The organism is Chitinophaga silvisoli (assembly GCF_003412465.1).
GTDB lineage: Bacteria > Bacteroidota > Bacteroidia > Chitinophagales > Chitinophagaceae > Chitinophaga > Chitinophaga silvisoli.
The window spans coordinates 258667-283126 of sequence record NZ_QTJV01000001.1 but is presented as its reverse complement, the minus strand read 5'-3'; the positions used below and the strand labels follow the sequence as shown (position 1 = coordinate 283126).

24 protein-coding genes, 5 tRNA genes and 1 pseudogene are annotated in these 24460 nt (G+C 45.5%); 5 read left to right on the top strand and 25 right to left on the bottom strand.

Features of this window, described 5'->3' with window-relative positions; genetic code table 11:
• Positions 1 to 23: 23 nt before the first annotated feature.
• Positions 24 to 467, bottom strand: a complete 444-nt coding sequence (gene rplK / locus DXN04_RS01335; protein WP_072360740.1) for a 50S ribosomal protein L11 — start codon at positions 465 to 467, stop codon at positions 24 to 26.
• 375 nt (positions 468 to 842) lie between these two features.
• Between rplK and DXN04_RS01330 the strand changes: the two genes are divergently transcribed.
• Positions 843 to 1409: a DUF1579 domain-containing protein gene (locus DXN04_RS01330; protein ID WP_116851508.1), complete on the top strand. Its 567-nt coding sequence runs from the start codon at positions 843 to 845 to the stop codon at positions 1407 to 1409.
• Positions 1410 to 1493: 84 nt separating this feature from the next.
• Here the strand turns inward: DXN04_RS01330 and DXN04_RS01325 are convergent, their stop codons facing one another.
• The 17 genes and pseudogenes from DXN04_RS01325 to rpsU form a co-directional block, all read right to left on the bottom strand.
• A complete protein-coding gene (locus DXN04_RS01325; RefSeq protein ID WP_116851507.1) occupies positions 1494 to 4580 on the bottom strand; it encodes an efflux RND transporter permease subunit in 3087 nt (1028 codons plus the stop codon).
• A 1-nt stretch (position 4581) separates the two neighbouring features.
• Positions 4582 to 5679 (bottom strand): efflux RND transporter periplasmic adaptor subunit, encoded by a 1098-nt coding sequence (locus DXN04_RS01320; protein ID WP_116851506.1) that lies wholly within the window; start codon positions 5677 to 5679, stop codon positions 4582 to 4584.
• Positions 5680 to 5686: 7 nt separating this feature from the next.
• A complete protein-coding gene (locus DXN04_RS01315) occupies positions 5687 to 6973 on the bottom strand; it encodes a TolC family protein (RefSeq protein WP_116851505.1) in 1287 nt (428 codons plus the stop codon).
• Positions 6974 to 7082: 109 nt separating this feature from the next.
• Positions 7083 to 8450 (bottom strand): HAMP domain-containing sensor histidine kinase, encoded by a 1368-nt coding sequence (locus tag DXN04_RS01310; RefSeq protein ID WP_116851504.1) that lies wholly within the window; start codon positions 8448 to 8450, stop codon positions 7083 to 7085.
• 6 nt (positions 8451 to 8456) lie between these two features.
• Positions 8457 to 9137 carry a response regulator transcription factor gene (locus DXN04_RS01305; RefSeq protein WP_116851503.1) on the bottom strand — a complete coding sequence of 227 codons (681 nt, stop codon included), beginning with the start codon at positions 9135 to 9137 and terminating at the stop codon, positions 8457 to 8459.
• A gap of 184 nt (positions 9138 to 9321) precedes the next feature.
• Positions 9322 to 9912 (bottom strand): transcription termination/antitermination protein NusG, encoded by a 591-nt coding sequence (nusG, locus tag DXN04_RS01300; RefSeq protein ID WP_072360736.1) that lies wholly within the window; start codon positions 9910 to 9912, stop codon positions 9322 to 9324.
• A 2-nt stretch (positions 9913 to 9914) separates the two neighbouring features.
• Positions 9915 to 10106 carry a preprotein translocase subunit SecE gene (gene secE / locus DXN04_RS01295; RefSeq protein WP_116851502.1) on the bottom strand — a complete coding sequence of 64 codons (192 nt, stop codon included), beginning with the start codon at positions 10104 to 10106 and terminating at the stop codon, positions 9915 to 9917.
• Positions 10107 to 10202: 96 nt separating this feature from the next.
• Positions 10203 to 10273 (bottom strand) — tRNA-Trp (locus DXN04_RS01290).
• 114 nt (positions 10274 to 10387) lie between these two features.
• The gene (gene tuf / locus DXN04_RS01285; RefSeq protein WP_116851501.1) at positions 10388 to 11575 is read right to left on the bottom strand and encodes an elongation factor Tu; all 1188 of its coding nucleotides are present in this window, start codon (positions 11573 to 11575) and stop codon (positions 10388 to 10390) included.
• Positions 11576 to 11644: 69 nt separating this feature from the next.
• Positions 11645 to 11720 (bottom strand): annotated as a pseudogene (locus tag DXN04_RS01280).
• A gap of 37 nt (positions 11721 to 11757) precedes the next feature.
• A tRNA-Thr gene (locus DXN04_RS01275) sits at positions 11758 to 11829 on the bottom strand.
• Between the two features lie 182 nt (positions 11830 to 12011).
• Positions 12012 to 12084 (bottom strand) — tRNA-Gly (locus DXN04_RS01270).
• A 123-nt stretch (positions 12085 to 12207) separates the two neighbouring features.
• Positions 12208 to 12289, bottom strand: a tRNA-Tyr gene (locus tag DXN04_RS01265).
• Between the two features lie 85 nt (positions 12290 to 12374).
• A tRNA-Thr gene (locus DXN04_RS01260) sits at positions 12375 to 12448 on the bottom strand.
• Between the two features lie 272 nt (positions 12449 to 12720).
• The gene (gene hpf / locus DXN04_RS01255; protein WP_116851500.1) at positions 12721 to 13020 is read right to left on the bottom strand and encodes a ribosome hibernation-promoting factor, HPF/YfiA family; all 300 of its coding nucleotides are present in this window, start codon (positions 13018 to 13020) and stop codon (positions 12721 to 12723) included.
• Positions 13021 to 13301: 281 nt separating this feature from the next.
• Positions 13302 to 14240: a tyrosine-type recombinase/integrase gene (locus DXN04_RS01250; protein WP_394337833.1), complete on the bottom strand. Its 939-nt coding sequence runs from the start codon at positions 14238 to 14240 to the stop codon at positions 13302 to 13304.
• Positions 14241 to 14320: 80 nt separating this feature from the next.
• Positions 14321 to 14518, bottom strand: a complete 198-nt coding sequence (gene rpsU, locus DXN04_RS01245) for a 30S ribosomal protein S21 (RefSeq protein ID WP_116851498.1) — start codon at positions 14516 to 14518, stop codon at positions 14321 to 14323.
• Positions 14519 to 14646: 128 nt separating this feature from the next.
• On the opposite strand from rpsU, the gene DXN04_RS01240 reads away from it, so the two are divergent.
• The 3 genes from DXN04_RS01240 to DXN04_RS01230 all read left to right on the top strand — a co-directional run bounded on the left by DXN04_RS01240 (position 14647) and on the right by DXN04_RS01230 (position 17145).
• Positions 14647 to 15234, top strand: a complete 588-nt coding sequence (locus tag DXN04_RS01240; protein WP_116851497.1) for a riboflavin synthase — start codon at positions 14647 to 14649, stop codon at positions 15232 to 15234.
• An 18-nt stretch (positions 15235 to 15252) separates the two neighbouring features.
• A complete protein-coding gene (locus DXN04_RS01235; protein WP_116851496.1) occupies positions 15253 to 16251 on the top strand; it encodes an NAD(P)H-dependent flavin oxidoreductase in 999 nt (332 codons plus the stop codon).
• Positions 16252 to 16509: 258 nt separating this feature from the next.
• Positions 16510 to 17145 carry a hypothetical protein gene (locus DXN04_RS01230; protein ID WP_116851495.1) on the top strand — a complete coding sequence of 212 codons (636 nt, stop codon included), beginning with the start codon at positions 16510 to 16512 and terminating at the stop codon, positions 17143 to 17145.
• Here the strand turns inward: DXN04_RS01230 and DXN04_RS01225 are convergent.
• The 5 genes from DXN04_RS01225 to DXN04_RS01205 form a co-directional block, all read right to left on the bottom strand.
• The gene (locus tag DXN04_RS01225; protein WP_116851494.1) at positions 17134 to 18471 is read right to left on the bottom strand and encodes a DUF58 domain-containing protein; all 1338 of its coding nucleotides are present in this window, start codon (positions 18469 to 18471) and stop codon (positions 17134 to 17136) included. The two genes, DXN04_RS01230 and DXN04_RS01225, sit on opposite strands and share 12 nt — an antisense overlap.
• A gap of 1 nt (position 18472) precedes the next feature.
• Positions 18473 to 19453: an AAA family ATPase gene (locus DXN04_RS01220; RefSeq protein WP_116851493.1), complete on the bottom strand. Its 981-nt coding sequence runs from the start codon at positions 19451 to 19453 to the stop codon at positions 18473 to 18475.
• On the bottom strand, positions 19453 to 20592 hold the full coding sequence (locus DXN04_RS01215; RefSeq protein ID WP_116851492.1) for a DUF4350 domain-containing protein: 1140 nt from the start codon (positions 20590 to 20592) through the stop codon (positions 19453 to 19455). The genes DXN04_RS01220 and DXN04_RS01215 overlap by 1 nt, the downstream gene beginning before the upstream one ends.
• Positions 20593 to 20678: 86 nt before the next feature.
• A complete protein-coding gene (locus DXN04_RS01210; RefSeq protein ID WP_116851491.1) occupies positions 20679 to 21509 on the bottom strand; it encodes a DUF4129 domain-containing protein in 831 nt (276 codons plus the stop codon).
• The gene (locus tag DXN04_RS01205; RefSeq protein ID WP_116851490.1) at positions 21506 to 22489 is read right to left on the bottom strand and encodes a stage II sporulation protein M; all 984 of its coding nucleotides are present in this window, start codon (positions 22487 to 22489) and stop codon (positions 21506 to 21508) included. The genes DXN04_RS01210 and DXN04_RS01205 overlap by 4 nt, the downstream gene beginning before the upstream one ends.
• A gap of 47 nt (positions 22490 to 22536) precedes the next feature.
• Between DXN04_RS01205 and DXN04_RS01200 the strand changes: the two genes are divergently transcribed.
• On the top strand, positions 22537 to 23268 hold the full coding sequence (locus DXN04_RS01200) for an RDD family protein (RefSeq protein ID WP_116851489.1): 732 nt from the start codon (positions 22537 to 22539) through the stop codon (positions 23266 to 23268).
• A 2-nt stretch (positions 23269 to 23270) separates the two neighbouring features.
• Here the strand turns inward: DXN04_RS01200 and DXN04_RS01195 are convergent, their stop codons facing one another.
• Entirely contained in the window at positions 23271 to 23756 is a 486-nt protein-coding gene (locus tag DXN04_RS01195; RefSeq protein ID WP_116851488.1) for an RDD family protein, read from the bottom strand.
• Between the two features lie 83 nt (positions 23757 to 23839).
• A complete protein-coding gene (locus tag DXN04_RS01190) occupies positions 23840 to 24286 on the bottom strand; it encodes a DUF5684 domain-containing protein (protein WP_116851487.1) in 447 nt (148 codons plus the stop codon).
• Positions 24287 to 24460: the final 174 nt, after the last annotated feature.

The following is a 24460-nucleotide window of genomic DNA, read 5'->3' as shown; positions in this document are numbered from 1 at the left end:
CCCGTTATACACAGGTGAAACAATTAGTTGCTCCACGGAGCGTTACCATCCACAGTAATACCCATAGAACGGGCAGTACCAGCTACCATCTTCATGGCGCTTTCCTTTGTGAAACAGTTCAGGTCAGCCATCTTATCAGTCGCGATAGCTTCTACCTGAGCCCAGGTAACTTTACCAACCTTGTTACGGTTTGGCTCTTTGGAACCACTCTGCAATTTGGCTGCTTCCAGCAACTGTACAGCTGCAGGAGGAGTCTTAATTACGAAATCAAAAGACTTGTCTGTGTAAACTGTCAGCAATACAGGCAATACCTTACCAGCCTTATCCTGGGTACGGGCATTGAACTGCTTACAGAACTCCATGATGTTCACACCCTTGGAACCCAAGGCAGGACCAATCGGAGGTGCAGGGTTGGCCGCGCCGCCTTTAACCTGCAATTTCACGTACGTAGCGATCTCTTTTGCCATGTTTAAATAATTTATTTGGTGAAACGTCTCGTCTCTTGCGAGACTCCCAAAGCTAAAAGGAGAAAAAAAATTTACCTTTTGAAGGGGATGCAAAGGTATATAATAATATAATAAATCACAAAAAGAATTTGCTTTCGGGCATCCTTTTTGCTATTATCATCTATTTGGGGTTAAAATTTTACAATTCTATTGCAAAACTATACCGGTATATATTTTATATAGGGAAGGTTAACAATGAGTTCCGGCACCCTCTATGGCAAATCTAATGGAATTTACCGGAATTCCTAGCCCTCCCCACATAAATTTATTGTTGCCCCCGCCTTCAACCTTCTCCTTCCCTACCTTGTTATTTATATACTTAAACTCCACCAAATCATGAAACGTCTCTTGCTACTATGCATCCCCATCCTCGCCGCTATCCCCATCTTCGCACAAGATCAGGAAGCACAGAAAGCCTGGATGGACTATATGACCCCAGGAAAAATCCACCAGATGCTTGCCCACTCCAACGGTACCTGGACTTACGAATCCACCTTCTGGATGGCCCCCGGCGCTCCCCCCTCCAAATCCACCGGCATCACCGAAAATAAAATGATCCTCGGCGGCCGATACCAGGAATCCATTCACAAAGGCAAAATGGAAGGCATGGATTTCGAAGGCCATAGCCTCCTCGCCTACGACAACGCCAAGAAAATCTTCCAAAATGCATGGGTAGACAACATGGGCACCGGCATCATGATGCTCGAAGGCACCTGGGACGATGCCTCCCACTCCCTCACCCTCACCGGCAAAACCTATGACCCCATGGCAGGAAAAGATATAGAAATGAAAGAAGTCATCACCATCCAGGACGACGACCACCACCTGATGGAAATGTACTACACCGGCAAAGACGGAAAAGAAGTCAAAAGCATGGAAATTCACCTCACAAGGAAAAAATAACTGCATTTTGCCGGCCACACGCCAGCCCCAAAGGGAAAAACACTTTTGCCGGAGCCAAAAGTGTTTTTCCCTTTCCTGTTTTTCCTACTTCTTCCTGTACGCCCAATAAAAAAACTGCGGCAATACCATCAGACTCAATAACATACATACTACCAATCCCCCCACAATCATGATCGCCAAGGGCTTCTGGATTTCCGACCCCATACCATGACTCAACGCCGCCGGCAACAAACCCAAAGACCCCATCACCGCAATCATAAACACTGGCCTGATCCTATCCCTCACCCCACTCTCTATCGCCTCCTTCAATGGCATCCCCTTCTCCCAATAACTCTTCATCACCGAAATCAATATGATCCCGTCTATCGTTCCTACCCCAAACAAAATGATAAATCCTATCCCCGCCGATATACCGAATATCGTATTCGTCACCCACAAGGAAAAAAATCCCCCCATAAAGGCAAAAGGCACCGTGATCAGCGACAACAACGTATCCTTCAGGTTATTGAAATTGATATACAACAGGAACCCTATCAGCAACAACGAAATCGGTACTATATATGCCAGCCTGCCCGTAGCCCGCTGCTGACTCTCAAACTCCCCTGCCCATTCCAGCTTATATGCCTCCGGCAACTTCACCCTTTTCCCCACCTTCTCCTGCGCCTCCGCTATCGTACTTCCCAGATCCCTGCCCCTCACTGAAAAACCAACCGCTATATACCGGCTGCTCCCCTGCCTGTAGATAAATGCAGGCCCCGTAAAAAACCCAATATCCGCTATCTCCGACAATGGCACCTTCGCATCGCCCGCCGCCGGTACCAATATATTCCTGATCTCCTGCTCCGATTGCCTGAAATGCTCATCGTACCGCACCCTGATCTCAAACATCCTTTCTCCCTCATAAAAGGTAGATGCCGCCTTCCCGCCTATCGCCATCTCTACCACCGCCTGCGCATCTTCCATACTTATTCCATATCTCGCCATCCTCGCCTCACTCAACTTAATCCTTAACTCCGGTGCACCTATATTCCTGAACACATTCACATCCTCTATCCCCCTGATCCCCTTAATCACAGCCGCTATACTATCCGCCGCACGCTCCAGCGAGGGCAGATCATTGCCATAGACCTTCGCCACCAATGCACTCTTTACACCCGCTACATATTCTTCCACATTATCCATGATCGGTTGACTAAACCCAAACACTATCCCGGGATATACCCCCAGTTTCGCCTCCATCTGATCCAACAACTGCTCCTTCGTGATATGATGCTTCCACTGCCCCTCGTCCTTCAGCTGCACATGGAACTCGATGTTGAAAAAACCCGTAGGATCCGTTCCATCATTCGGTCTCCCCGTTTGTGTCAGCACAAACTGTACCTCGTCAAAACTTCGCAACTGTGCCTTCATCTCCTTCGTCAATCTCACAGATTCATCCAGGTTCACGCTACTCGGCAATGTCGCCCTGATATAAATTGCCCCCTCATTCAACTTGGGAATAAACTCCGTACCCATACTGCCAAAACCAAGGATACAAGCACCCAGCAGTACAAAGAACCCAATGATCGTCCCCCTCCTGTACCTCGTAGCAAACCGGAACAAACGGAAGATAATCTTCCTGAAAAACTCCGTTACCGCACTATGCCTGTCTACCACATTCCTGCTCAATAGCAGCTTACACATCACCGGCACATAAGTCAGACTCAGTAAAAGAGACCCCAACAGGGCATAACCCAATGTAAATGCCAGGGGAGAAAACATCTTTCCCTCCACTTTCTGAAAAGTAAAAATAGGCATCAACGCTACGATCAGGATCACCTGTGCAAACAGGATCGACTTTCCCACACTTCTCGCTTTATCCCGAATGAAACCATCCTTCGGCATAGCGTTGAATGCCTCCATGCCCATCTCACGGGCACGCCTGTCCATACTGGCAAATACATGCTCCACTATCACCATCGTTCCCTCCAGCAATAAACCAAAATCCACTGCACCAATGGAGATCAGGTTTGCCGACAAGCCCTGGATCCGCAACATCAGCAAGGCAAATAAAAATGCCAGCGGGATCACAGATGCCACAATCACTGTAGTTCGCCAGTTATACAGAAACACAAACACAACAATGGAGACCAGCAAAATCCCTTCTATGAGATTATGTGTAACAGTTGTAATGGTCTTATCTACCAGCTCCGTCCTGTCAAGGAAGGGCTCTATCTTAACATCTTTCGGCAGGATCCGGTTGTTCAGATCTGCAATCCGCTCCCGCAGCTTCTCAATCACCTTACCAGGATTCTCCCCTCTCAGCATGATCACAATCCCTTCTACCAGGTCATCATCTCCATTCAAACCCACTCTGCCCAATCTTGGTTTGCCCGTCACAACTACACTCGCCACATTCTTCACCAACACCGGGGTACCCTTCACATTTGTGATGAGAATATTCTCAATATCAGCCGTCTTCTCCAGCAAACCCACACCACGCACTACATAGGCCTGGCTCCCCTTCTGAATCACATCGCCACCCACGTTGATATTACTTTTACTGATGGCCTGAAATACATCCAGTGCCGTCAATCCATAATTCGATAATTCTGTAGGATTCACCCTGATTTCATAACTCTTTTCCTCCCCGCCAAAACTATTCACATCTGCCACCCCAGGTACCGACAAAAGCTCCCTGCTGATCACCCATTCCTGCAAGGCACTCAATTCACGGATAGGCCTGTCCTTACTCCTGATCACATACCGGAAGATCTCTCCCGTTGCTCCATAAGGTGGCTCTATTTCTGCATCTGCACCCGCAGGTAAATCCACATTCCGCATCCGGTTACTGGCATACTGCTGTGCATAAAAATCTTCTACATGATCTTCAAAATTCACAGTGACGACCGATAATCCAAAGAGTGATATAGAACGCACATCCGTCTTACCCGGAATAGTGCTCATCTCTTTGGTAATTGGCAAAGTCACAAACTTCTCTATCTCTTCCGCACTCCTGCCCGGCCATTGTGTTATAATTCGTGCACGGGTATTCGTTACATCCGGATAGGCTTCTATCAATGTATTCTTAATGGCGACTATACCAGCTACAATCAGGAGGAATGTAAAGAACAATACCAGGGTATGGTTCTTCAGTGCGAAGCCAACTATCTTTTCTACTAGCTTATTCATACTATCTTCCTTTCAGCTGGTTATAGATCAGTAACTGGTTGCGGCTGATGATCGTATCACCTTTGTGCAATACATCTTCATTCACATAATAAAACTGCTTATCGTGCGATAAGGGTGATATAGTTAATTCACGTACATCACAATCACCATGATAAGCCACTACATGGTAGGTATCATCATCAAAGATCACGGCATTCAGTGGTACCGCCAGTGCCTTTTCCTCCATGTTCATATGCACATTCACACTCACCATCATGTCCGGTTTTAATTCAAGGCCTGCGTTGTCTATTTCCACAACTGCCTTCATCACTTTTTCCTCCGGATCAAAAATGTTGGAGAGCCGTGCAATCTTACCTGCAAATACTTTCCCCGGGTAAGCAGTCGTACTGATCGCCACTTCCTGCCCCACCTTCACCATACCTAACTGTGCCGCATACACATTTGCCATCACCCACACCTTCTTCAGATCAGAAATGATAAACAGATCATCATCGCCTGCATTCACCTGGTAACCCGTTGTCATTTTCTTCCCCACGATATAACCACTCATCGGCGCATGGATCAGTAATACCCCTTTATCCACACTACCTCCCTGAATAGTGAGCGTCTCTTTAATCCTGTTTATTTCCAGTTTATCGGCTGCCACTTCATTCTGTGCTTCCAGCAATTCTTTGTCAGATGCGATCCCGTCATCGTGCAGACTGCCAGTCGCTCTCAATTGTCTTTCTGACAATGTCAGTGCTGCTTCTGCTTTCCGTAGTCCGGCTGACTGGTCACTCAGTTCCGTTGTCCTTATTTCTGCCAATACCTGTCCTTTGATCACATAATCCCCCAGGTTAAAACGCACATCTTTCACTACACCACTGGCAAGTGATTGATAGCGGTACAGGTGGTCCTGGTCATAACTTACACTCCCCGTCAGTTCCAGCTCCCCATGTACAGGAGCTTCTGACAATGGTGTCAGCTGAATCAGCGGTTTCAGACCGGTAGAAATAATGCAGGTACTGGTATCCTGGCTGTTAGTGGTTGTGGCAGTAGAATTATGGCAGGCAGATAGCAGGATTATTGCCAGCCCTATGTAAAATATACGGTACATCATGCGTTGTTTAGAGCTCTGTTCCGGTTAAGTAATTAAGCGTAGCTTTTTTCATACTGATATTCTTAATAGCAGCATAGTATTGCTGCTTGCTGTCACGGAAAGAGCTGAAGAAATCTAAGAATTCCAGCAGACTGATATTCCGGTTCACGAAGTTGCGGCTGATGCCTTCTACCATCGTATCGAGTTTGTCCAGGTAGTCGGTATCAATGCTTTCATACAATCCAATGGCCTTGTGCAGATCCGTCCATTCTTTTACCACCGCATTATTCACCTCGTTGATCTTATTTTTTTCCAGCAGATCACTTTGTTGTACGGCCAACTGTGCAGCCCTGATATTGCCCTTATTCCTGTTGAAAAATGGCAGGTCCATGCTTACCCCTACTCCCATAAAGTTGTTCTGCACATTTCCTGCCCTTTCATAATTAGCATTCAGGGTCACATCAGGTACGGCATTCGCTTTTTCAACACTCAATGCTGCCACACTCACATCTTTTTGCCGCTGTGCAGCCATAATACCCGCATTATGTTGTGCAGCCTGTGTAAGCAATTCCTGCAAAGGATGTTGTTGCAGTTCACTAACCATATCGGCAGTAGCTGTCGGATCTTCCAGTACCAGGTAGACATTCGCATTCAATGCCAGCAAATTTTTCAGGTGCTCCTGCTGAGCAGTCAGGTCTTCGTGAGTTGCATTGATATCAGATTGGAGGGAGATCTGTAATGCTTTGATGCGGTACATTTCTGTCTGTGAAATATTCCCCTGCTTTAGCATCGCCTGTTGTGCTTTCAGCAAAGTATTCACTACGCCCAGTTGAAATAACTGATCACCCCGGATCTGCTGTAGATATAATAAAGATGCTTCCGTTTGCCTGAAATCGGCTTTGAGGGCCTGTAATACATCCAGGAAATTGCTGGCAGCGAGGTCTTTATTGCTTGTTTCCAGGTCAATGTTTTTCTTTCGCTTCCGGGCCGTATAAATCAGCTGTTCCAGTTGTGCACTAAAAGTTCTGTCTCTCCAGAAATTACCAAATAATGGGGGTGTAGCTTCAGTAGTTCTATTGGTATACAGCTGTATGTTATCAACCGTGAGCGTAGGATTTGGCCATGCCTTCGCCTGCAGGATCTTTGCGGCTGCAATGGGGATGTCCAGTTTCCCTGCCAGCAATGACAAATTATTTTCAAGAAAAACCTTTTCAGCATCCGGCAATGCATAACGTACAGTATCAGTCTGTGCTGCTGCTACAGGTCTTATAACCGCGAGATATAGGAAAAGGAATAATATACGTTTCAGATACATGATCGTTTCGGATATTTTAACGCATGTAAAATTGCAACGCTGGTATTAGGGCCTTGTTAGAGGTAAATTAAAACCCGGTTAGATTTAATCTTTTGTCGTGAAGGAAACGTTAAATGTGCTGTGGAGCAGGAAATGAAATGCTGAACGTACTGCCCTGACCGGGTTCACTGCTCACAGCAATCTGTCCCTTGTGTGCCTGAACGATCTTTTGAGCCATAGATAAACCAATACCAAATCCGGGATAAATTCGTGCATTATTGGCACGGAACAATGGCAGGAAAATGCGCGCCGCATCTTCAGGAGAAATACCAATGCCATGGTCTGTAATAGTAATTAACAATTGCTCCTGCTGGCAATCCAGCGCCACGTCCACAGCCTGATTATTGGAGAACTTAAACGCGTTCTTGATGATATTTTTAATCGCCAGGATCAGCAATTCCCGGTGACCTGTTATTTCAAGCCGGGTAGCATCTTCGGGCAATTGCAGCATCTGTACATTCAGTAATTGCTCCGGATGTTTATTCGCCCATTCTTCCCGCAGATCCCAGAGTAGTTCATCCAGCCTGATATGTTCTTTGCCTGCTTGAGTATCGGTATCTGCCTGTGTGAGTTCCAGCAGCCCATTGGTAATGGTTTTCAGCTTGGCCGATTCATCCAGTACAGAGCGAAGCGTTTTGATATAATCTTCCTGGTTGCGTTGTTTTTGAAGAATGACTTCCAGTTCGGTGATGATAGCTGTCAGGGGTGTACGCAGTTCATGCGATGCATTGGAGACAAAGGATTGCTGCATGTGAAATGCTTTCTCCAGGTGTTCCAGCAGGTCGTTGAAATTGCTGGCCAGTTCATCGATTTCATCATCGTTCCGGCTCTTTTTCACACGGGCGTGCAGGTTAGAGGCACGAATATTTTTCACCTGACTGTTAATGTAATTAATGGGGCGCAGTGCTCGGAAAGAGAACCATTGTCCCAGCAGGAATACCATGAGCATCCCAAGTGCAAAGGTGCCTCCCAGGATCCAGAGATTATGCATCAATTGTGCTTGCCCGGCTTCATTACCAGCGGTAACGAAGATGACGAAGTTCCCCTGGTTGTCAGTATAATACAGGCCTACAGCAGGATTGCCTTTATAATGAAAGCGGTATTTTTTATGGTAGCGTACTGCCTGGATAATGGCGGGTGCTATGTTTACGGCGCCGGGTTCAATAAAAACGGGCTGGTTAGCTTCATCGTAAATCATGCCATCTTCGCCGGGAATGGCCTGGATGTATTTCTTTTCAACATCTTTCCATTTCTTCCTGGCCAGTTCATCTTTCTCGAGAAATACCTGGGCGGTAATGAGTGCACGGTCTTCCAGCTGGCTAAAGAAGGTATTGTTCACATAGCTCTGCAGCAGCAGGTATACGAGAATAAAGATGACCAACAGGATGCACCCTGATAGGACGGTAAACTGCAATGCCAGGCGGTGACGGATCTTCATAACCTGTTATTTCGTCTTCATTACATATCCCATGCCGACTACCGTATGTATGAGGCGGTCGCCAGAGAATCCTTTTTCAATCTTATTACGGAGGTAGTTGATGTATACATCGATGGTGTTGGTACCGCTGTCGAAGTCCAGTCCCCATACGGTTTGGGCGATATATGCACGGGAGAGGACTTTATTACAGTTTTTCATGAACAGTTCGAGCAGGGCATATTCCTTGGCGGTGAGAATGATTTCTCTGTTTTCCCGGGAGGCTGTTTTGGTATCCAGGTCCAGGGTGAGGTCCATGAAGTTAAGTTTGGAGGCGGAGGCTTTAAATTCGGCAGTGCGGCGGTGCAGGGCGTTTGTTCTGGCCAGGAGTTCACTGAAGTGAAATGGTTTGGCGAGGTAGTCGTCTGCGCCGGCATTGAGGCCGTCTACGATGTCGGGAGTGGTATTGAGGGCGGTGAGCATGAGGACGGGGGTACGGATCCCCTGGTCGCGGATGCTTTTGCTTAGTTGCAGGCCGTTCATGTATGGGAGCATCACATCCATGATGATCACATCGTAATCGTGCTGCATGATTGCTTTATGCCCGATTTCACCGTCGTAAGCTACTTCCACCTGGTGTTGTTCTTCTTCCAGTCCTTTTTTGATGAAAGCGGCGACTTTGGGCTCGTCTTCTATCAGTAGTATCTTCACCTTGCAAAGGTATCGATAAGAGGAAGGATCTGGAATTAGAATACTATTAAAAGATGGTGGTCTGGCGGATGGCAGTAAGGGCAGCCGGGGAGCGTTTTCTATGGCGGGCCACAACTTTAAGAATTATAGGGCACAAAAAAAGCCGCCCCTTTCGGAACGGCTCCTATTAAAAAACCTAAAATCTTTAGCTTATTTTTTCTACCTGCATGAAGTTCAGTTCTACCGGAGTAGCGCGACCGAAGATCTTCACAGTTACTTTCAGCTTCTTCTTGTCTTCAATTACTTCTTCGATAATACCGTTAAAGTCATTGAATGGACCATCGATGATCTTGATAGTTTCTCCGACGATGAAAGGTTCGCTCATGGTCAGTCCTGAATCGGACAGTTCATCAACTTTACCTAACATTTTATTTACTTCAGCTTTACGCAGGGCGATTGGCTTTTCCTTACCGAGGAAGTGAATAACACCGGAAACGTTGCGGATGGATTGGATAACCTCGTCGGTCATTTTACCATCGATCGCTTCGATCATTACATAACCAGGATAAAAGTTCTTTTCGCGCATCACTTTCTTACCGGCCTGAACTTTGTATACTTTTTCAACGGGTAAGAAGATCTGTGTGATTACATTTCCCCAATCGGAACGACGCACCTCAATATCCAGGTATTCTTTTACCTTCTTTTCTTTTCCACTTACCACTCTCAGTACATACCATTTGGTATCCTGAGTCGGAACATTTGTTTCTTCTGCAGGGTTATTGGATGCTTCAATCATTATTAGAACATTTTATAGTACTGTGTTAACACCACGTTTGACAGGGCATCCATACCCCAAACAATGAGGGTAATCACCACAGTAGCGATCAGAACAATCATTGTTGAGGATTGCAGTTCCTGCCAGGTAGGCCAGGATACTTTATGCACCAGTTCATGATAGGATTCCCGGAAGTAATTTCTGAGCTTGTTCATTGGTTTAAAATTAACCGTTTGAAAACATGAAAGGTGAAAAGTGAATGGCGAATGAAATTCACAATTCACCTTTCACTTTTCACCAATTTTACACTGCACGGGCACAAGGATTCGAACCCTGATCAAAGGTTTTGGAGACCTCTATTCTACCATTGAACTATGCCCGTGTATAAAGCCATTAGCAGTTTGCTTATTTCAGACCGAAACCGAATTTACTAAAAAATCTGATTAGCGGCTAGCAATTTGCGAATTGCTAATGGCTTTTATGCTGAAAAAAGTGATTACTTAACGATTTCAGTAACCTGACCAGCACCTACGGTACGTCCACCTTCGCGGATAGCGAATTTCAGACCTTTTTCCATAGCGATTGGAGCGATCAGTTTAACAGTCAGACCGATGTTATCACCAGGCATAACCATTTCAACACCAGCTGGCAGTTCAACCTCACCAGTTACGTCCGTAGTACGGAAGTAGAACTGAGGGCGATACTTCTGGAAGAATGGAGTGTGACGACCACCTTCTTCTTTGCTCAGTACGTATACTTCACATTTGAATTCGGTGTGCGGAGTGATAGTACCTGGTTTAGTGATAACCATACCACGACGGATATCTTTCTTTTCAATACCACGCAGCAGCAGACCAGCGTTGTCACCAGCTTCACCTTCGTCGAGCAGTTTCTTGAACATTTCAACACCGGTACAAGTAGAAGTCAGTGGCTTTTCGATCAGACCAACGATTTCAACTGGTTCACCAACTTTGATTTTACCACGTTCGATACGACCGGTAGCAACGGTACCACGACCTGTGATAGAGAATACGTCTTCTACAGACATCAGGAACGGCAGATCAACCGGACGAGGAGGCAGAGGAATGTATTCATCTACAGCAGCCATCAGCTCATCTACAGCAGCAACCCATTTCTCTTCACCAGCCAGAGCGCCTGTAGCGGAACCCTTGATGATTGGAGTGTTGTCACCATCGTAGTTATATTTGCTCAGCAGCTCGCGGATTTCCAGTTCTACCAGTTCCAGCAGTTCAGGATCGTCTACCAGGTCAACTTTGTTCATGAAAACAACGATACGAGGTACACCTACCTGACGAGCGAGCAGGATGTGTTCTTTAGTTTGTGGCATCGGACCATCTGTAGCAGCAACCACCAGGATAGCACCGTCCATCTGCGCAGCACCAGTGATCATGTTCTTCACATAGTCAGCGTGACCTGGACAGTCAACGTGAGCATAGTGACGATTAGCAGTCTGGTATTCTACGTGTGCAGTGTTGATGGTAATACCTCTTTCTTTTTCTTCAGGTGCAGCATCAATCTCATCATATCCTTTCTTCTCAGCCAGACCCTTGCTTGCCAAAATATTTGTAATGGCAGCAGTTAAGGTAGTTTTACCGTGGTCAACGTGGCCGATGGTACCAATGTTTACGTGGGGTTTATCCCGCTTAAAGGTTTCTTTTGCCATTGTATTTTTTTTAGATGGTTTGTAAAGATTGTATTGATTGTGTTTTGTTAAAACGGTTTTACAAACTTGTACCGTTGATGAGAATTGAACTCATGACCATTACCGGCACAGTTACCGGAAACCGCTCTTCCACTGAGCTACAACGAAATGTTGGATTCCGGACTTTCGAATGAATCCGTTTGAGCTGTTGAAGAGAATTGAACTCTCGACCTCTTCCTTACCAAGGAAGTGCTCTACCCCTGAGCTACAACAGCATACTAATTACTTTTAAAGAACTTATATCGCCCACCAATCCTCCGGTTCCCTGCGAAACCAGTTTGAACGACGAACAATATTCATAAAGCTTTGGAGATTTTTCACCTGAACGGAACCAGTGTAATACTTCTGCAAAACTTTCCGCCCAAGGTTATCACGAAGCAAATCGTAATTAACTATGAGCGGGAGACGAGGTTCGAACCCGCGACCTACAGCTTGGAAGGCTGTCGCTCTACCAACTGAGCTACTCCCGCATTTGTTAAAATAATATCAGAAAGAACTCTTTAATTGTTATGGCGCTCTCACACTTCAGCTCTTCTTCTTAACAAAACTGTTCCGCCATTGCTATTAGGCAAAGGCGGAACATTTGCACTTTGTGGGCAGGACAGGATTCGAACCTGTGAAGACGTAGTCAGCGGATTTACAGTCCGCCCCATTTGGCCGCTCTGGAACCTGCCCATTCTTTACTCCTGAAAAACTTCCACAAACCTCTTCATCCGTTGCGGGACTTACTTTGTTTTTGTTTGCTTCGGATTTCCTCCGGAGCCAGCAGAGGGATTCGAACCCCCGACCCACTGATTACAAATCAGTAGCTCTGGCCAACTGAGCTATGCTGGCATACCAAGTATTATATCTGGTGTACTTATCTTAAGTGCTTCTTTCGTTGCTTTGTGAGCTGCTTAGTCGCTGTCTTAAGAGGGTGCAAAAATAATAGTATTTTGTAACTTTCAAAATCTTTTTTTTCAGCACTCGTACTTTTTTTAGTACCTGATCGTTTAGGCTTAAATGCCCTACAGTAAAGAACTTTACTACCTTTGCCCGATCCCTTTTTTGTTTCGGGATGGCAAAGGTAGTAAACAGATTATTAATTCCAAAATATTTTTAAGGTTTTACTGAAATTTTTTCTCCTTAGTACGTTTGATCTGGTTAACGACGGAGTCAAAGGCGAGGTCAAAGGATTCTTCGAAGGATTTGCTTTCGTGCTTTACAAATAAGTCCTGGCGCGGAATGTGCACTTTTATTTCGGCTACTTTATCCTTGATTTGATGGGCTATTCCATCCAACTTTAAGAAAACTTCCACACTGATGATCCGATCGTAAAAAGTGTTGAGCTTTGCGATTTTTTTGCTCACATGATCAATCAATTTGGAATCCGCATCAAAATGCACAGTTTGAATTTGAACGTTCATAGCACTAAATTTTTTTTAGTTATAACAATCTTGTACATGCTCGTAACATTACGTCATAGGCTTTCAATCAATTTTTTTTAATGGCATGAGAGTGTACTGACTAATGAAAAACAACATACAAAGAACTCATTACTAATTTAGTGAATTAAGTGGTTATTATCATAACCATTTAGTAATATTTTGTTAATATATAAATGCAGGAAAATTTCTTATAAAAAGAAATGAATTTGCCTTTGCCCAAAGATGCAGGCCCGCATAAGATCCGGAAAGCGACAAACAACCTACCCCTTCGGGTGCGCCTTCTTGTACGCTTCCTTCAATTTCTCTATCGTATTATGCGTATACACCTGCGTAGAAGCCAGGCTTGCATGGCCCAGCAACTCCTTCACCGCATTCAGGTCCGCCCCGTTATTCATTAAATGTGTTGCAAACGTGTGCCGCAGCGTATGCGGACTTTTCTGACTGATCGTGGTAATCTGGTGAGCTGAGAGATAATGCCGCACCACATTGTATACATACTTTGGATATAATTTACGACCGGATTCCGGATTTACGAGTAACACTTCCATATCAAATTCCGCCAGCTCCCGCCTCTTATATTCCCTGTATTCCCTGATTTGAGCCGCCAAAAGCGGACTTATCGGTATAACACGCTCCTTATTACCCTTCCCCAATACTTTGATGCTCAATCGCCCTAAATCAACATAGGTCTCCTTCAATGTTATCAGTTCCGACAAACGAATGCCTGTATGATACAACAACTCAAAAATCATCCTGTGCGTAAACCCCTTCAGCGTATCCGAAAATATAGGTACCCCACCGGCCCGCAAACTCCTGTTGTCCTCCACCGCCTGCATTCCCTTTTCATCTATAAAACCAGGTAAGCGGCTACCCACCTTAGGCGCCGTCACTTTTGTCATAGGGGTATGTGTCACTTCCCCCTGCCGCAATGCATATTTGAAAAACGATTTGAGCGTGGAAACTTTCCGGTTAACAGTCTTCGCTATCATCCCCTCCTCCATAAGGCCTGCCAGCCAGGTACGGACATGCGAATGCGATATGCCTGATAAGGACACATCGCCATATTGTGTATATAAAAAGGTGAAAAACTGGATAAGATCCTGCTGGTAAGCAGCAAATGTATGCGCTGAATAGCGCTTTTCAAGCTGTATATAAGCCAGGAAACGGTCTACTACCGGGGGTAATACTTCGCTCAACACAAAAAAATTGATGATTGTAAAGTTACGAAAACCTTACAATCATCACATATTTTGCGTTGGAATTATCCGTAAATCAGATATTAAGCATCCAGCTTACCAGAAGCCAACTGCTGTTTGTAAACAGCTTTCAGTACTTCAGTACGACGCTTAACAGAAGGTTTTGTGAAAGATTGACGACTTCTCAGCTGTAACAGGATACGCGCTTTCTCAAATTTCTTTTTGTACTTCTTGAGCGCCTTGTCAATATTTTCGCAATCTTTAGAATCGATAATTAACATAATAAATACCTCTTTTTTTCAGGAAGGCAAAGATAAACCATTTAATTCAAAAAAAACAAACTAAACTTTGAATTTTATGAGTGCCCTGCGTCAGCTCCCACCTCCCTTTTTTTCCATAATTTCGTTCCATGTTTACAGGAATAATAGAATCACTAGGCGAAGTTATTACTACCAGGCAGGAAGGCAGCAACATGGTTATCACCGTTCGCTCCTCCCTCACTCCGGAATTGAAAGTAGACCAAAGCATCGCCCACAATGGGGTTTGCCTCACAGTTACCCACATTGACAACGATCAATACCAGATCGTAGCCGTTGCAGAAACCCTCCAAAAGAGCAATATCGGCCTCCTGACCCCTGGTCAGCTGGTAAACCTGGAAAGAGCCATGCTCTTCAATGGCCGCATTGACGGACACATCGTACAGGGACACGTAGACGCTACCGGCGAATGCCTTTCCTGCACCCCGCAAAATGGTAGCTGGGAATACCGCTTCCGCTTCCCTGAACAGTTCGCCGGCCTCATCGTGGAAAAAGGGTCCATCTGCCTCAATGGTATCAGCCTCACTGTTTTCAACGTGACCAACACCGAATTCAGCATCGCTGTCATTCCATATACCTACGAACATACCAATATATCAGCTGTCCATGCCGGCAGTATCATCAACCTGGAATTCGATATCCTGGGTAAATACGTCGCACGGCAGAAAACAGTCGGTTAAGCCAATAAAATCGCACGTATGAAATTAACCTCAACCCTGGCCATCCGATACCCGGTGATCATGGCCCCCATGTTTCTGGTAAGTAACGAAGCTATGGTCAGATCCGCTATGCAGCAGGGTATCGCCGGCACCTTTCCCTCCCTCAATTACCGCCGCGAAGGTGAACTGAAAGACGTGCTCGACCGCCTGAACCTGCACCGCCAGCAATGCCCCCAGGGTACCTATGGCGTGAACCTCATCGTTCAAAAGACAAACCCACTATACTCCAAACACCTCCAGGTCTGCGCCGATGCCAAAGTGCCCCTCTACATTACCTCCCTGGGCAGCCCTAAAGAAGTCATTGCCGCCGCCCACAGCTACGGCGCTACTGTACTCTGCGATGTGACCAACCTGGCCCATGCCGAAAAAGCCGCCCAGGCAGGCTGCGATGGCTTTATCGCCGTTACCGCCGGTGCCGGTGGCCATGCAGGCCCCTATCCCATGCACGTACTCGTACCCTCCCTGCAGGAACACTTCCCCGGCAAAATTCTCGTAGCCGCCGGTGGCATCGCCCACGGTAAGCAGATAGCCAGCGCCCTCCTGCTCGGTGCCGACGGCGTATCCATCGGTACCCGCTTCATCGCCAGCCAGGAAGCCTCCGTGAGCGATGAATACAAAAACGCCATCCTCCAATATGGCATGGACGATATCGTCCTCACCGAACGCCTCTCCGGTACCCCCTGCAATATCATCAATACCCCTACCGCCCGGAAAATCGGTTACAAACAAAACTGGTTCGAGAAACTCCTCAACAACAACACCCGTACCCGCAAATACTTCAAAATGCTCGTGCAGCTCAGAGGCATGAAAAAACTGGAACAAGCCGTAAAACCCGGTAACTATCAACAATTATGGTCCGCCGGCCAAAGCGTAGAACTCGTAAAAGAAATCAGCCCTATTGAAGAAATTATACATAAATTGATCACCGAAACCCAACTCACCCTGGATGCCGGAAAAGCGATTCGGGCAAACCTCTGATAATCAATTCATTTATTTCCTGAGCCTAGCTTAAGTCCACCTCAAGTCCACCTTGACAAGGAAGCTTATTCAATTAAGCTTCGGTACTTCTTCGTATCTAATAGATCACTATAAGGTCACTATAAGGTCACTTCATTATCCCTGGGATATTGAGGTGACCTTATAGTAACCTTTTGATGTTAGGTTGGTATACAAGATTCACCATCGAAAGACTATCGCCCCCCAGCGATTTGGAACGATTTTTTATACCTTTCTCCCATGAAATCACTCCTCAGCATCTTATTTACCTGTATCAGCACCCTGGCCGCCGGCCAGCAAAAGGAAGTCAAATCCATCAAAGCCGTTTACGACTCCAATGCCCTGCCCGAACTCTATAACAAAATTCCCATCGGCATCCAGTTCGCCTACGCCAACGGCGAAGTAAGAAGTACCTCCGGTTTCCTCCGTGGCAATTACAACTGGAACCGCATCAAAGTAGTACCCAGTAGCGGCAGCTTCCAGAATGGATACCTCTTACTGGACAGGAAAGCCCTGATCAGCCAGCACTACACCGTCCAGCTGACCATCACCACCGCCGACATCCCCCAGTCTATGACTGCAGACATATCGCTCCCAAAACTGGACAGCATTAGATTTCATCATTATGCCGACAGCCTGAAACGGGGTTTCCACTATTATCTGAATGTAGAAGGAATCTATAGCTCAGGGAAGATCTTCCCGCTGGACACCAGCACCGTGAGCTTCGAAGTAAGTGAGGGTAAATTATTAGGGCAGGACCTGCTGATTAACAACAACGAAACCAACATACAATCCATCAATGCAACTGCTACATACAAAAATGATGAGCGCCTGAAGGCACTCACCACCATTCCGGTAAAAAAATTAAATGAGTGAGCGTGATTTCAGCTCCAGGTATTTGTTGATCAGGTGCAGACTTAACTGCTGCGGCGTAGTCAACAGGGATAGGATCCCAAACTGCGCCAGTTCACGCACCATCTGCTTCTTCTCATATGCAAATTTCTGTGCAATCACCTGCCTGTAAATGTCTTCGACTGTGGTAGCCGTATCCTGGGTAATCTTCTTTAATTCCGTATTCTCAAAAAACACCACCAGCAGCAAATGATACTTTGAGAGGCGGCGTAAGTAAGGCAGCTGTCTATGCAGGGCCGACAATGACTCAAAATTTGTAAACAACACGAGCAGGGAACGCTGGTTGAAATGACTGCGCAGGGTAATGACCAGTTTCTCATAATCACTCTCCTGCCACTGCGTTTCCTGGGCATACAGGGTATCAAGAATTTTATTCAGCTGCACTTTCTTACTGCTGGCAGGCAATACATCCACCTGCTGTTCCATCAACGTCACCAGGCCGGCCTTATCACCTTTCTGCAAGGCAATATTGCTGAACACCAATGAGGAATTCACCGCGTAATCCAGCAATGTCATGCCATCAAAAGGCATCTTCATCGCCCTGCCCTTATCAATCACACAATAAATCTGCTGCGATTTCTCTTCCACATAATTATTCGTCATTAGTGCACCCCTGCGGGCAGTGGCCTTCCAGTTTACCCTTCTCACATCATCCCCGCGCACATATTCCTTGATATGATCAAACTCCATACTCTGGCCGATCATCTTCTTCCTATGTACCCCCATTTCACCCGCACGGTCTTCGAATGTATACAACTCATAATTGCGTAACTGCAAAAAGGAAGGATATACTTTTACGGCTTCTTCATTCTCTTTCACTATACGCCGCTGTACCAAACCAATGGGACTCTTAACAAAGACATTGGTATAACCAAACTGGTACTCCCCCCGTTCTACCGGGCGTAGTGTATATTCCACCACCTTCGCTTCTCCCGGTTTCACGACCGTTTTCAACCTGAAATCTCTCAGCTGAAACTGAAAAGGTAACTCATCCAGCAGGGTCACGAATACGGGAAAACGAAAATTGTTCTTCACGTGCAGACTCACCGTATTATCATCTCCATTACTGAAACGCTGCGACATGACCCTCGTGACAGGAAAAGGATCTTTGCCTGCTGTAAACAGGAAAAACAGATCCACGAGCAACAATAATCCCAGCCCCGCTACGAGGAACAAGGCGATCGGATAGAGCAGCGGGAAAAAATAAGCCAGTATAAAAAACAGTGCCAGTGCACCGATCATCGTATACAGGCGGGTAGTAAAGAATAATGCCAGATATGTTTTCTTCATATTACCTCGGTACTTCTACAGCTTTGATGATCTGGGCGATCACTTCATCGGTAGTGATGCCTTCCATTTCCCGCTCAGGAGTCAGCATGATACGGTGACGCAATACATGTGGCAGCATGTTCACAATATCATCCGGCGTCACAAAATCACGGTTGTTGATGGCCGCAGTAGCTTTTGCACAATTCATGACTGCAATAGAAGCACGTGGAGATGCACCCAGGTAGAGAGAAGCATTCACACGGGTTTCCTGTGTCAGGGCAGCAATGTAATGCAAGAGCTTATCTTCGATATGTACTCTTCTTACCAGTGCCTGGAATTCGATGATCTGGCTCGCAGTCACCACCTTATCCACCATCTTTGTAAGATCAGTCAGCCCGTTGAACTGGTGCATGGCATGCAGCATGGTGATCTCCTCATTCAATGAAGGATACTTCACTTCGATCTTAAAGAGGAAACGGTCCAGCTGTGCTTCCGGCAGGCGATAAGTACCTTCCTGCTCAATCGGGTTCTGGGTAGCGACTACCATGAATGGTGCCGGCAGGGGATGCGTGATGCCATCGTTGGTAATCTGCCTTTCTTCCATCACTTCGAACAGGCCTGCCTGCGTCTTTGCAGGGGCACGGTTGATTTCATCAATCAGTACCAGGTTGCTGAAAACCGGGCCACGCTTATATTCAAAATTTCTTGTTTCCGGGTTGAATACGGAGGTACCCAACACGTCTGCAGGCATAATATCGGGCGTAAACTGTAACCTGGAAAAATCCGCATCGATACACCTGGCCAGCAGCTTTGCTGTCAGTGTCTTTGCTACACCCGGTACACCTTCGATCAATACATGTCCCTGTGTCAACAAACCAGTGATGAGCAGGTCCACCATTTCATGCTGACCGATAATTACTTTTGCTATCTGTTCCCGTATAGCAGCTACACCCTGGTGCAATGCAAAAAAATCTGTACGGGGATGAAATGTAGTTTCCTCCATTATTTAGTATTTAAATAAAACGCCTGTATTTTACTGTAAAAATCCTTCAGGGATGCATCTGAAATTTTATCCGCCACCAGTATAAAGTGTATACTGTCAATAATCGCTTCTACATCTTTCAGCGGCACCCCTGCCTTATGTGATAAACGATGTATAAACTCATCGTCCATGTTATTTGTATTCAGGTAATATTTTGTGCGGATAAACTCCTGCCATTGCAGCGTGATCTTCCTGGCCAGGTTAACGTTGTCATGCTGCTGATAATACAACTGCCCCAACGCTTCTACGAACTCCAGTGAGTTATTCGTCAACACTACTTTGTCAGGAACAATCCTTTGTCTTCTTTTACTTTCGAACAGCGCATAGAGCAACAATAACAAGACCATCAGCCACAATGCCCAGCGCAATGCAGGATAGCGCATCAGCACACTCCATTCACTGAATTCCCCCTTCCGCGGACGCTGGTTATACTTATAAAATTCATCCCAGTATACAGAAGAATATCCGTAGGTATAACCCGCTGCTTTCTCCAGGAAGCTGAGGTTTTTTTTATACATCAGGAAGTAGTTCGTCAACACGGAAGGTTGCAGTAACAAAAAGACCTGTCCCTTACCTACATTGATTCTTATAAAGTTTGCCCTGTGCCTGCTGTCTGTACCCAGGATCGTTGTTCTTACCGTATCGAGGAGTGTGAAGTAACGACCGTCTGCTATTGAGTCTCTTGCATACACGGTATCAGGTGCCAGTGCAGGGTTTACAAAATGTTCTTCCGCGCGTGTCTTTGCAAAGATGTTGGAAGAATATTCATCAGACACCTTTGTATATAAACGGCTGATGAGAATACTGTCCATGTCAACCGCTGCGACAAATAACTGGTTGCCCCTGTTTACAAATTCGATCATAGCATCCACATCTTCCACAGTAGTAAACAACCTTCTTGTGATCAGGTAATAAATAATACCCTCACCACTACGCAGGTTCACATCTTTTTTTGTACTGGCAGCAAATGGTTTGGATACAACACTGGGATGACCGCCATCATACAAGGATGGCAGTGACTCGAACATAACATAACATCCGCCCGGATCTTTATCCTTATAAGAGAATGTTTGTATATCCAGACGCAGGTCTTCAGACATTGAAAGCGACTGCAAATTGGTAGCTATTATTATTGTGAGAAATAATAGTATGAACACTGCAGCGATGATTATTCCAATCGTTCTTTTCACCGGATATAGCCTAATTCGTTCAGAAATTGTTTGAACTGCCCCTGAATTGTACTGAATTGTTCACCATTCACGGGCACTTCACCGTACCATATATATTCGTAATCTACAGTCAGCCTTGCAAAGGGTTTATGCCATTGGGTCTGCGACAAACTGCGCAGGTAAGCAGCATTTGTTTTCTCTTTACTGTATTCAATGATTTCCTTATCAGCCAGTACCCTTATCACCTGCAGGTACATGAGGCGCACAGCCAGCCTGAGCTTACCTTCTGCAATAGCCTGCTGGATCGCGGATTCATATGCAATGGCATCATGATCCACATCTGCCAGCTGCACCTCTTCTTTTACAGTCTCTGATGTACCTCTCTTAAACACATAACCGTTTCTGCGGAGGTACACAAAAACAGCCACTCCCATCACTGCCAGGATCAGGAGCACAATCAACCACCAGAAGAATTTGAAGAAATACATAATCCCCACAATAATCAGATTTAACCATTTATAATCGATTTCTTCAGTTTTTTTATGAGGACGCTGGTGATATACCAGCTTTTTGTCTTTACTGAACTTATCTCTTACATCCGCAGGTACTTTCCTGATCAGTAATGCAGAAGCCTCGTCATAGTCATCTACAGTATCTGCATCCATTGGAACCGCCTCGTCGTAGAGGTAAGGTGCTGCGGAGAGTTCTACCGCGGTATCAATATCCGCTGTTACAGTTGGAATAACGGCTTCTTCCAGACTTGTTGAATCCAGGTCTATTTCCTGTGCATACAAGCTACAGGGCAAGAGCAGGAGTACGATTAATAATGCTTTCAATCCTTCCCTCATTTCACGGGTTTTATAACTTTGCCGGCTTCATCCAGTCTGAATCCACTGCGGTATACAATGATAGGGTATACCACGAAATAACCTACTATAAATGCCAATGACAATGCCAGGATACTGATGCTCGCAGCCATGGGCATTTTGGTATGTCTTGTTACAAACCCTTCCAGGAATGCGGCAGTGAGAAATACCGGGATCAGGCAGATTAACATTTTGACTGCATCTCTGGCTGTTTTTTTCAGTGCATCCAGGCGCTTCCGGGTACCCGGAAAGATCAGGCCACTGATCATTACAAGGCCAGCAGTACCAGCAATGACAATCGCAGAAATTTCCAGTGTACCGTGAATCCAGATCACCAGCACTGATTTTAGTCCCAACCCTTTGGCAAAAAAGTAATATTGAAAAGCACCCAGCATCACCCCATTTTTCATCAGGAGATATAAGGTACCGATCCCCATAAAGGCACCGCCCACAAAACACAGAAAGGCAACATAAATATTGTTGTAAGCAATCTCAAGGAACATAACCAACTCATTCCCATTACCATACACACCAAAGGGGTCGCCGTTACTGATATTTCTTTCTGTCATGCTCACATATTCATCGCCCAGTACGCCTCTTACAAAAGTTTCGTCACGGGCAGCTGAAAATGCACTCATGATACAGAATAACAGAAAAAATATAGCGGTGAATAATAATAATCGATGATATTTACGAAAGATCAGGGGCAACTCATAAGCAAAGAATTTCAGGAAACGGGCATCTTTTTCCTGGCGGTTCCCATAGATCCGCTGGTAAATGTCCGCCGCCATACTATTGATATACCCTGTGACCTTGCTGAAACTGTAGAATGTTTTGGCATATGCCAGGTCATCCAGCAAACTGGTAAACCTTGCAGCCATTTCATCCGGATCCTCGGTTGGTTCCTCCTGGTATTGTTTCCAGCGGGGTAAATTTTTCTTTATAAAAGTAGTTTCACGCATGGGTTATCCATTATAACAAACATATACATTAATTAGTAAATTTGTACATGGCTAATGTAAAAATACCTACATCCTTCAATATAGAGCTGGAATTTGAAACTGCCAACATCCTGGTGCGGTTTCTCGCCTGGATCATTGATCTCCTGATCAGGATAGCATTCGGCATTGCCATCTATGTGACGTTCAGCAGGATGCATCTTGCCGGCAATACAGCAACTGTGATGTACATTCTCTTTTGTGCCCTCCCCATTTCTTTGTATTATTTATTGTTCGAAATTACGATGAATGGGCAATCTCCCGGCAAAATGATGCTCGGCATCAAAGTCAGGAGTCTGAATGGTAGTAAGCCAAGCATCAGTCAGCACCTGATCCGCTGGTTGTTTCGATTGCTGGAAGCACCATGGGGAATATTCTTTCTGAATGGTGCTGTGCCTATCATTACCATGATCCGTTCCCGTTATGACCAGCGCCTGGGCGATGTGGTGGCCGGCACTATTGTAGTCAATACCAAAAACAAAACCAGTATCCAGGATACCATTTACAGGGATATGTCTTCCCTGAATTACGAACCTCATTTCCCCCAGATCCTTCGCCTCTCTGACAGAGATATGAACAAGATCAAAACCTTAATGGACCAGGCCATCAAATCCGGCAACCAGGACCTGATAGCCCGGGTTGCTGAAAGGGTGAAAGAAGTATTGGGAATCGAGACAGAAATGGGCCACTTCCAGTTCCTGGAGACCGTACTCAACGATTACAATTACTATACTACCCGGTAAAATTACAAAGTCATTAAATCAGCCTTATAAACAACAGTGGTATTTGACCACTGATCATGCCATGGTGCCTGGCCCAAACCAGAAAATGTTTCAAAAGGTACGATGCGGGAATAGGCTCTGGCAAAAACATTTCCCCATTCCAGCGGCTTCCCGTCAGTACGGATCGCCACTGTAGCGGTGACCAGTTTTCCGACAGTACGTCCCTTGGTCAAACCCTCCAGCAATACATAATAAAGCGGTCTGATGCCTAAAAAGAACAGGTAGCCCAGGAGATTCAGCGTCCCTTCATCGTCCAGCAACCTGGTACCGAAGTATGGATTAATAGCAGAGACAGACAGCACCAGGCAAAGGGCTACGAGGAACCCGAAAAGATAGGAGAGAATATAGTCAATTAAATAATTTGCAAGTCTGACCCCCTTGTCTACGGATGGAGGAACAACCACTTCATCGAACTCTTTCAGAAAATCCCCCTTAGTCGTATTATACATAACAATGTTGATTTAAAAAGAAACTGCCGGTCCTGTGAGCAACCGGCAGCAGATCAATATGGCAAAAAAACAACAAAAAACGATTAGAATGCAGGCTTACCGATGCTTTCAATCTGGGTGTCCAGCGTTTGATCATCGCCGTTAGGTCCCCTGTAACGGATGGTTTTGTCAAATGCAATGATCGCATAGAAAATGATCGGGAGGAACATGAGGCCGACTGCAAAACCGGAACTCTTTCCAAAATTCCGGGCCAGTGCCAGAGAGCCACTGATCCAGACAATGAAAATACCAACGATAGCAGCTGGTGTATAAACAAGGAATATCCAGGTCCATGGTTTACCCATGATTTTGAAGAGCACCAGTAAGTTATAAATAGGTACGAGTACTGCCCAACCTGGTTGTCCTGCTTTTTCATAGACTTTCCATTGGCAAATGATTGCAAAAACGCCAAATGCTAACATGGTTATGAAAAAACCAATGCCAAACATAGCAAATATGGCACCTGGGCCATCGCTGTAAACTGGATCCATGAGGTTAAATTAATTTTTAGGTGAAAGGTTAATTTTTAACAAAATAAATATTCTTTTTAAAAAATATATAAATATGTGTAATATTTTTTTAAAAAATACCGGATAGGGATACTCATAAACGTTTACTGGATTCAAATGCTGAATAGGTGAGTCTCAAACATAATGCTACATCGA

What these genes read in the sequence shown, in the direction of transcription:
- DXN04_RS01235 (WP_116851496.1), top strand. Translation starts at nt 15,253, where the DNA reads ATGAAATTAACCTCAACCCTGGCCATCCGATACCCGGTGATCATGGCC.
- DXN04_RS01230 (WP_116851495.1), top strand. Translation starts at nt 16,510, where the DNA reads ATGAAATCACTCCTCAGCATCTTATTTACCTGTATCAGCACCCTGGCC.
- secE (WP_116851502.1), bottom strand. Translation starts at nt 10,106, where the DNA reads ATGAACAAGCTCAGAAATTACTTCCGGGAATCCTATCATGAACTGGTG.
- DXN04_RS01320 (WP_116851506.1), bottom strand. Translation starts at nt 5,679, where the DNA reads ATGATGTACCGTATATTTTACATAGGGCTGGCAATAATCCTGCTATCT.
- DXN04_RS01190 (WP_116851487.1), bottom strand. Translation starts at nt 24,286, where the DNA reads ATGGATCCAGTTTACAGCGATGGCCCAGGTGCCATATTTGCTATGTTT.
- DXN04_RS01200 (WP_116851489.1), top strand. Translation starts at nt 22,537, where the DNA reads ATGGCTAATGTAAAAATACCTACATCCTTCAATATAGAGCTGGAATTT.
- DXN04_RS01310 (WP_116851504.1), bottom strand. Translation starts at nt 8,450, where the DNA reads ATGAAGATCCGTCACCGCCTGGCATTGCAGTTTACCGTCCTATCAGGG.
- nusG (WP_072360736.1), bottom strand. Translation starts at nt 9,912, where the DNA reads ATGATTGAAGCATCCAATAACCCTGCAGAAGAAACAAATGTTCCGACT.
- DXN04_RS01330 (WP_116851508.1), top strand. Translation starts at nt 843, where the DNA reads ATGAAACGTCTCTTGCTACTATGCATCCCCATCCTCGCCGCTATCCCC.
- DXN04_RS01210 (WP_116851491.1), bottom strand. Translation starts at nt 21,509, where the DNA reads ATGAGGGAAGGATTGAAAGCATTATTAATCGTACTCCTGCTCTTGCCC.
- DXN04_RS01215 (WP_116851492.1), bottom strand. Translation starts at nt 20,592, where the DNA reads ATGTCTGAAGACCTGCGTCTGGATATACAAACATTCTCTTATAAGGAT.
- tuf (WP_116851501.1), bottom strand. Translation starts at nt 11,575, where the DNA reads ATGGCAAAAGAAACCTTTAAGCGGGATAAACCCCACGTAAACATTGGT.
- DXN04_RS01205 (WP_116851490.1), bottom strand. Translation starts at nt 22,489, where the DNA reads ATGCGTGAAACTACTTTTATAAAGAAAAATTTACCCCGCTGGAAACAA.
- DXN04_RS01195 (WP_116851488.1), bottom strand. Translation starts at nt 23,756, where the DNA reads ATGTATAATACGACTAAGGGGGATTTTCTGAAAGAGTTCGATGAAGTG.
- hpf (WP_116851500.1), bottom strand. Translation starts at nt 13,020, where the DNA reads ATGAACGTTCAAATTCAAACTGTGCATTTTGATGCGGATTCCAAATTG.
- rplK (WP_072360740.1), bottom strand. Translation starts at nt 467, where the DNA reads ATGGCAAAAGAGATCGCTACGTACGTGAAATTGCAGGTTAAAGGCGGC.
- DXN04_RS01225 (WP_116851494.1), bottom strand. Translation starts at nt 18,471, where the DNA reads ATGAAGAAAACATATCTGGCATTATTCTTTACTACCCGCCTGTATACG.
- rpsU (WP_116851498.1), bottom strand. Translation starts at nt 14,518, where the DNA reads ATGTTAATTATCGATTCTAAAGATTGCGAAAATATTGACAAGGCGCTC.
- DXN04_RS01240 (WP_116851497.1), top strand. Translation starts at nt 14,647, where the DNA reads ATGTTTACAGGAATAATAGAATCACTAGGCGAAGTTATTACTACCAGG.
- DXN04_RS01325 (WP_116851507.1), bottom strand. Translation starts at nt 4,580, where the DNA reads ATGAATAAGCTAGTAGAAAAGATAGTTGGCTTCGCACTGAAGAACCAT.
- DXN04_RS01315 (WP_116851505.1), bottom strand. Translation starts at nt 6,973, where the DNA reads ATGTATCTGAAACGTATATTATTCCTTTTCCTATATCTCGCGGTTATA.
- DXN04_RS01220 (WP_116851493.1), bottom strand. Translation starts at nt 19,453, where the DNA reads ATGGAGGAAACTACATTTCATCCCCGTACAGATTTTTTTGCATTGCAC.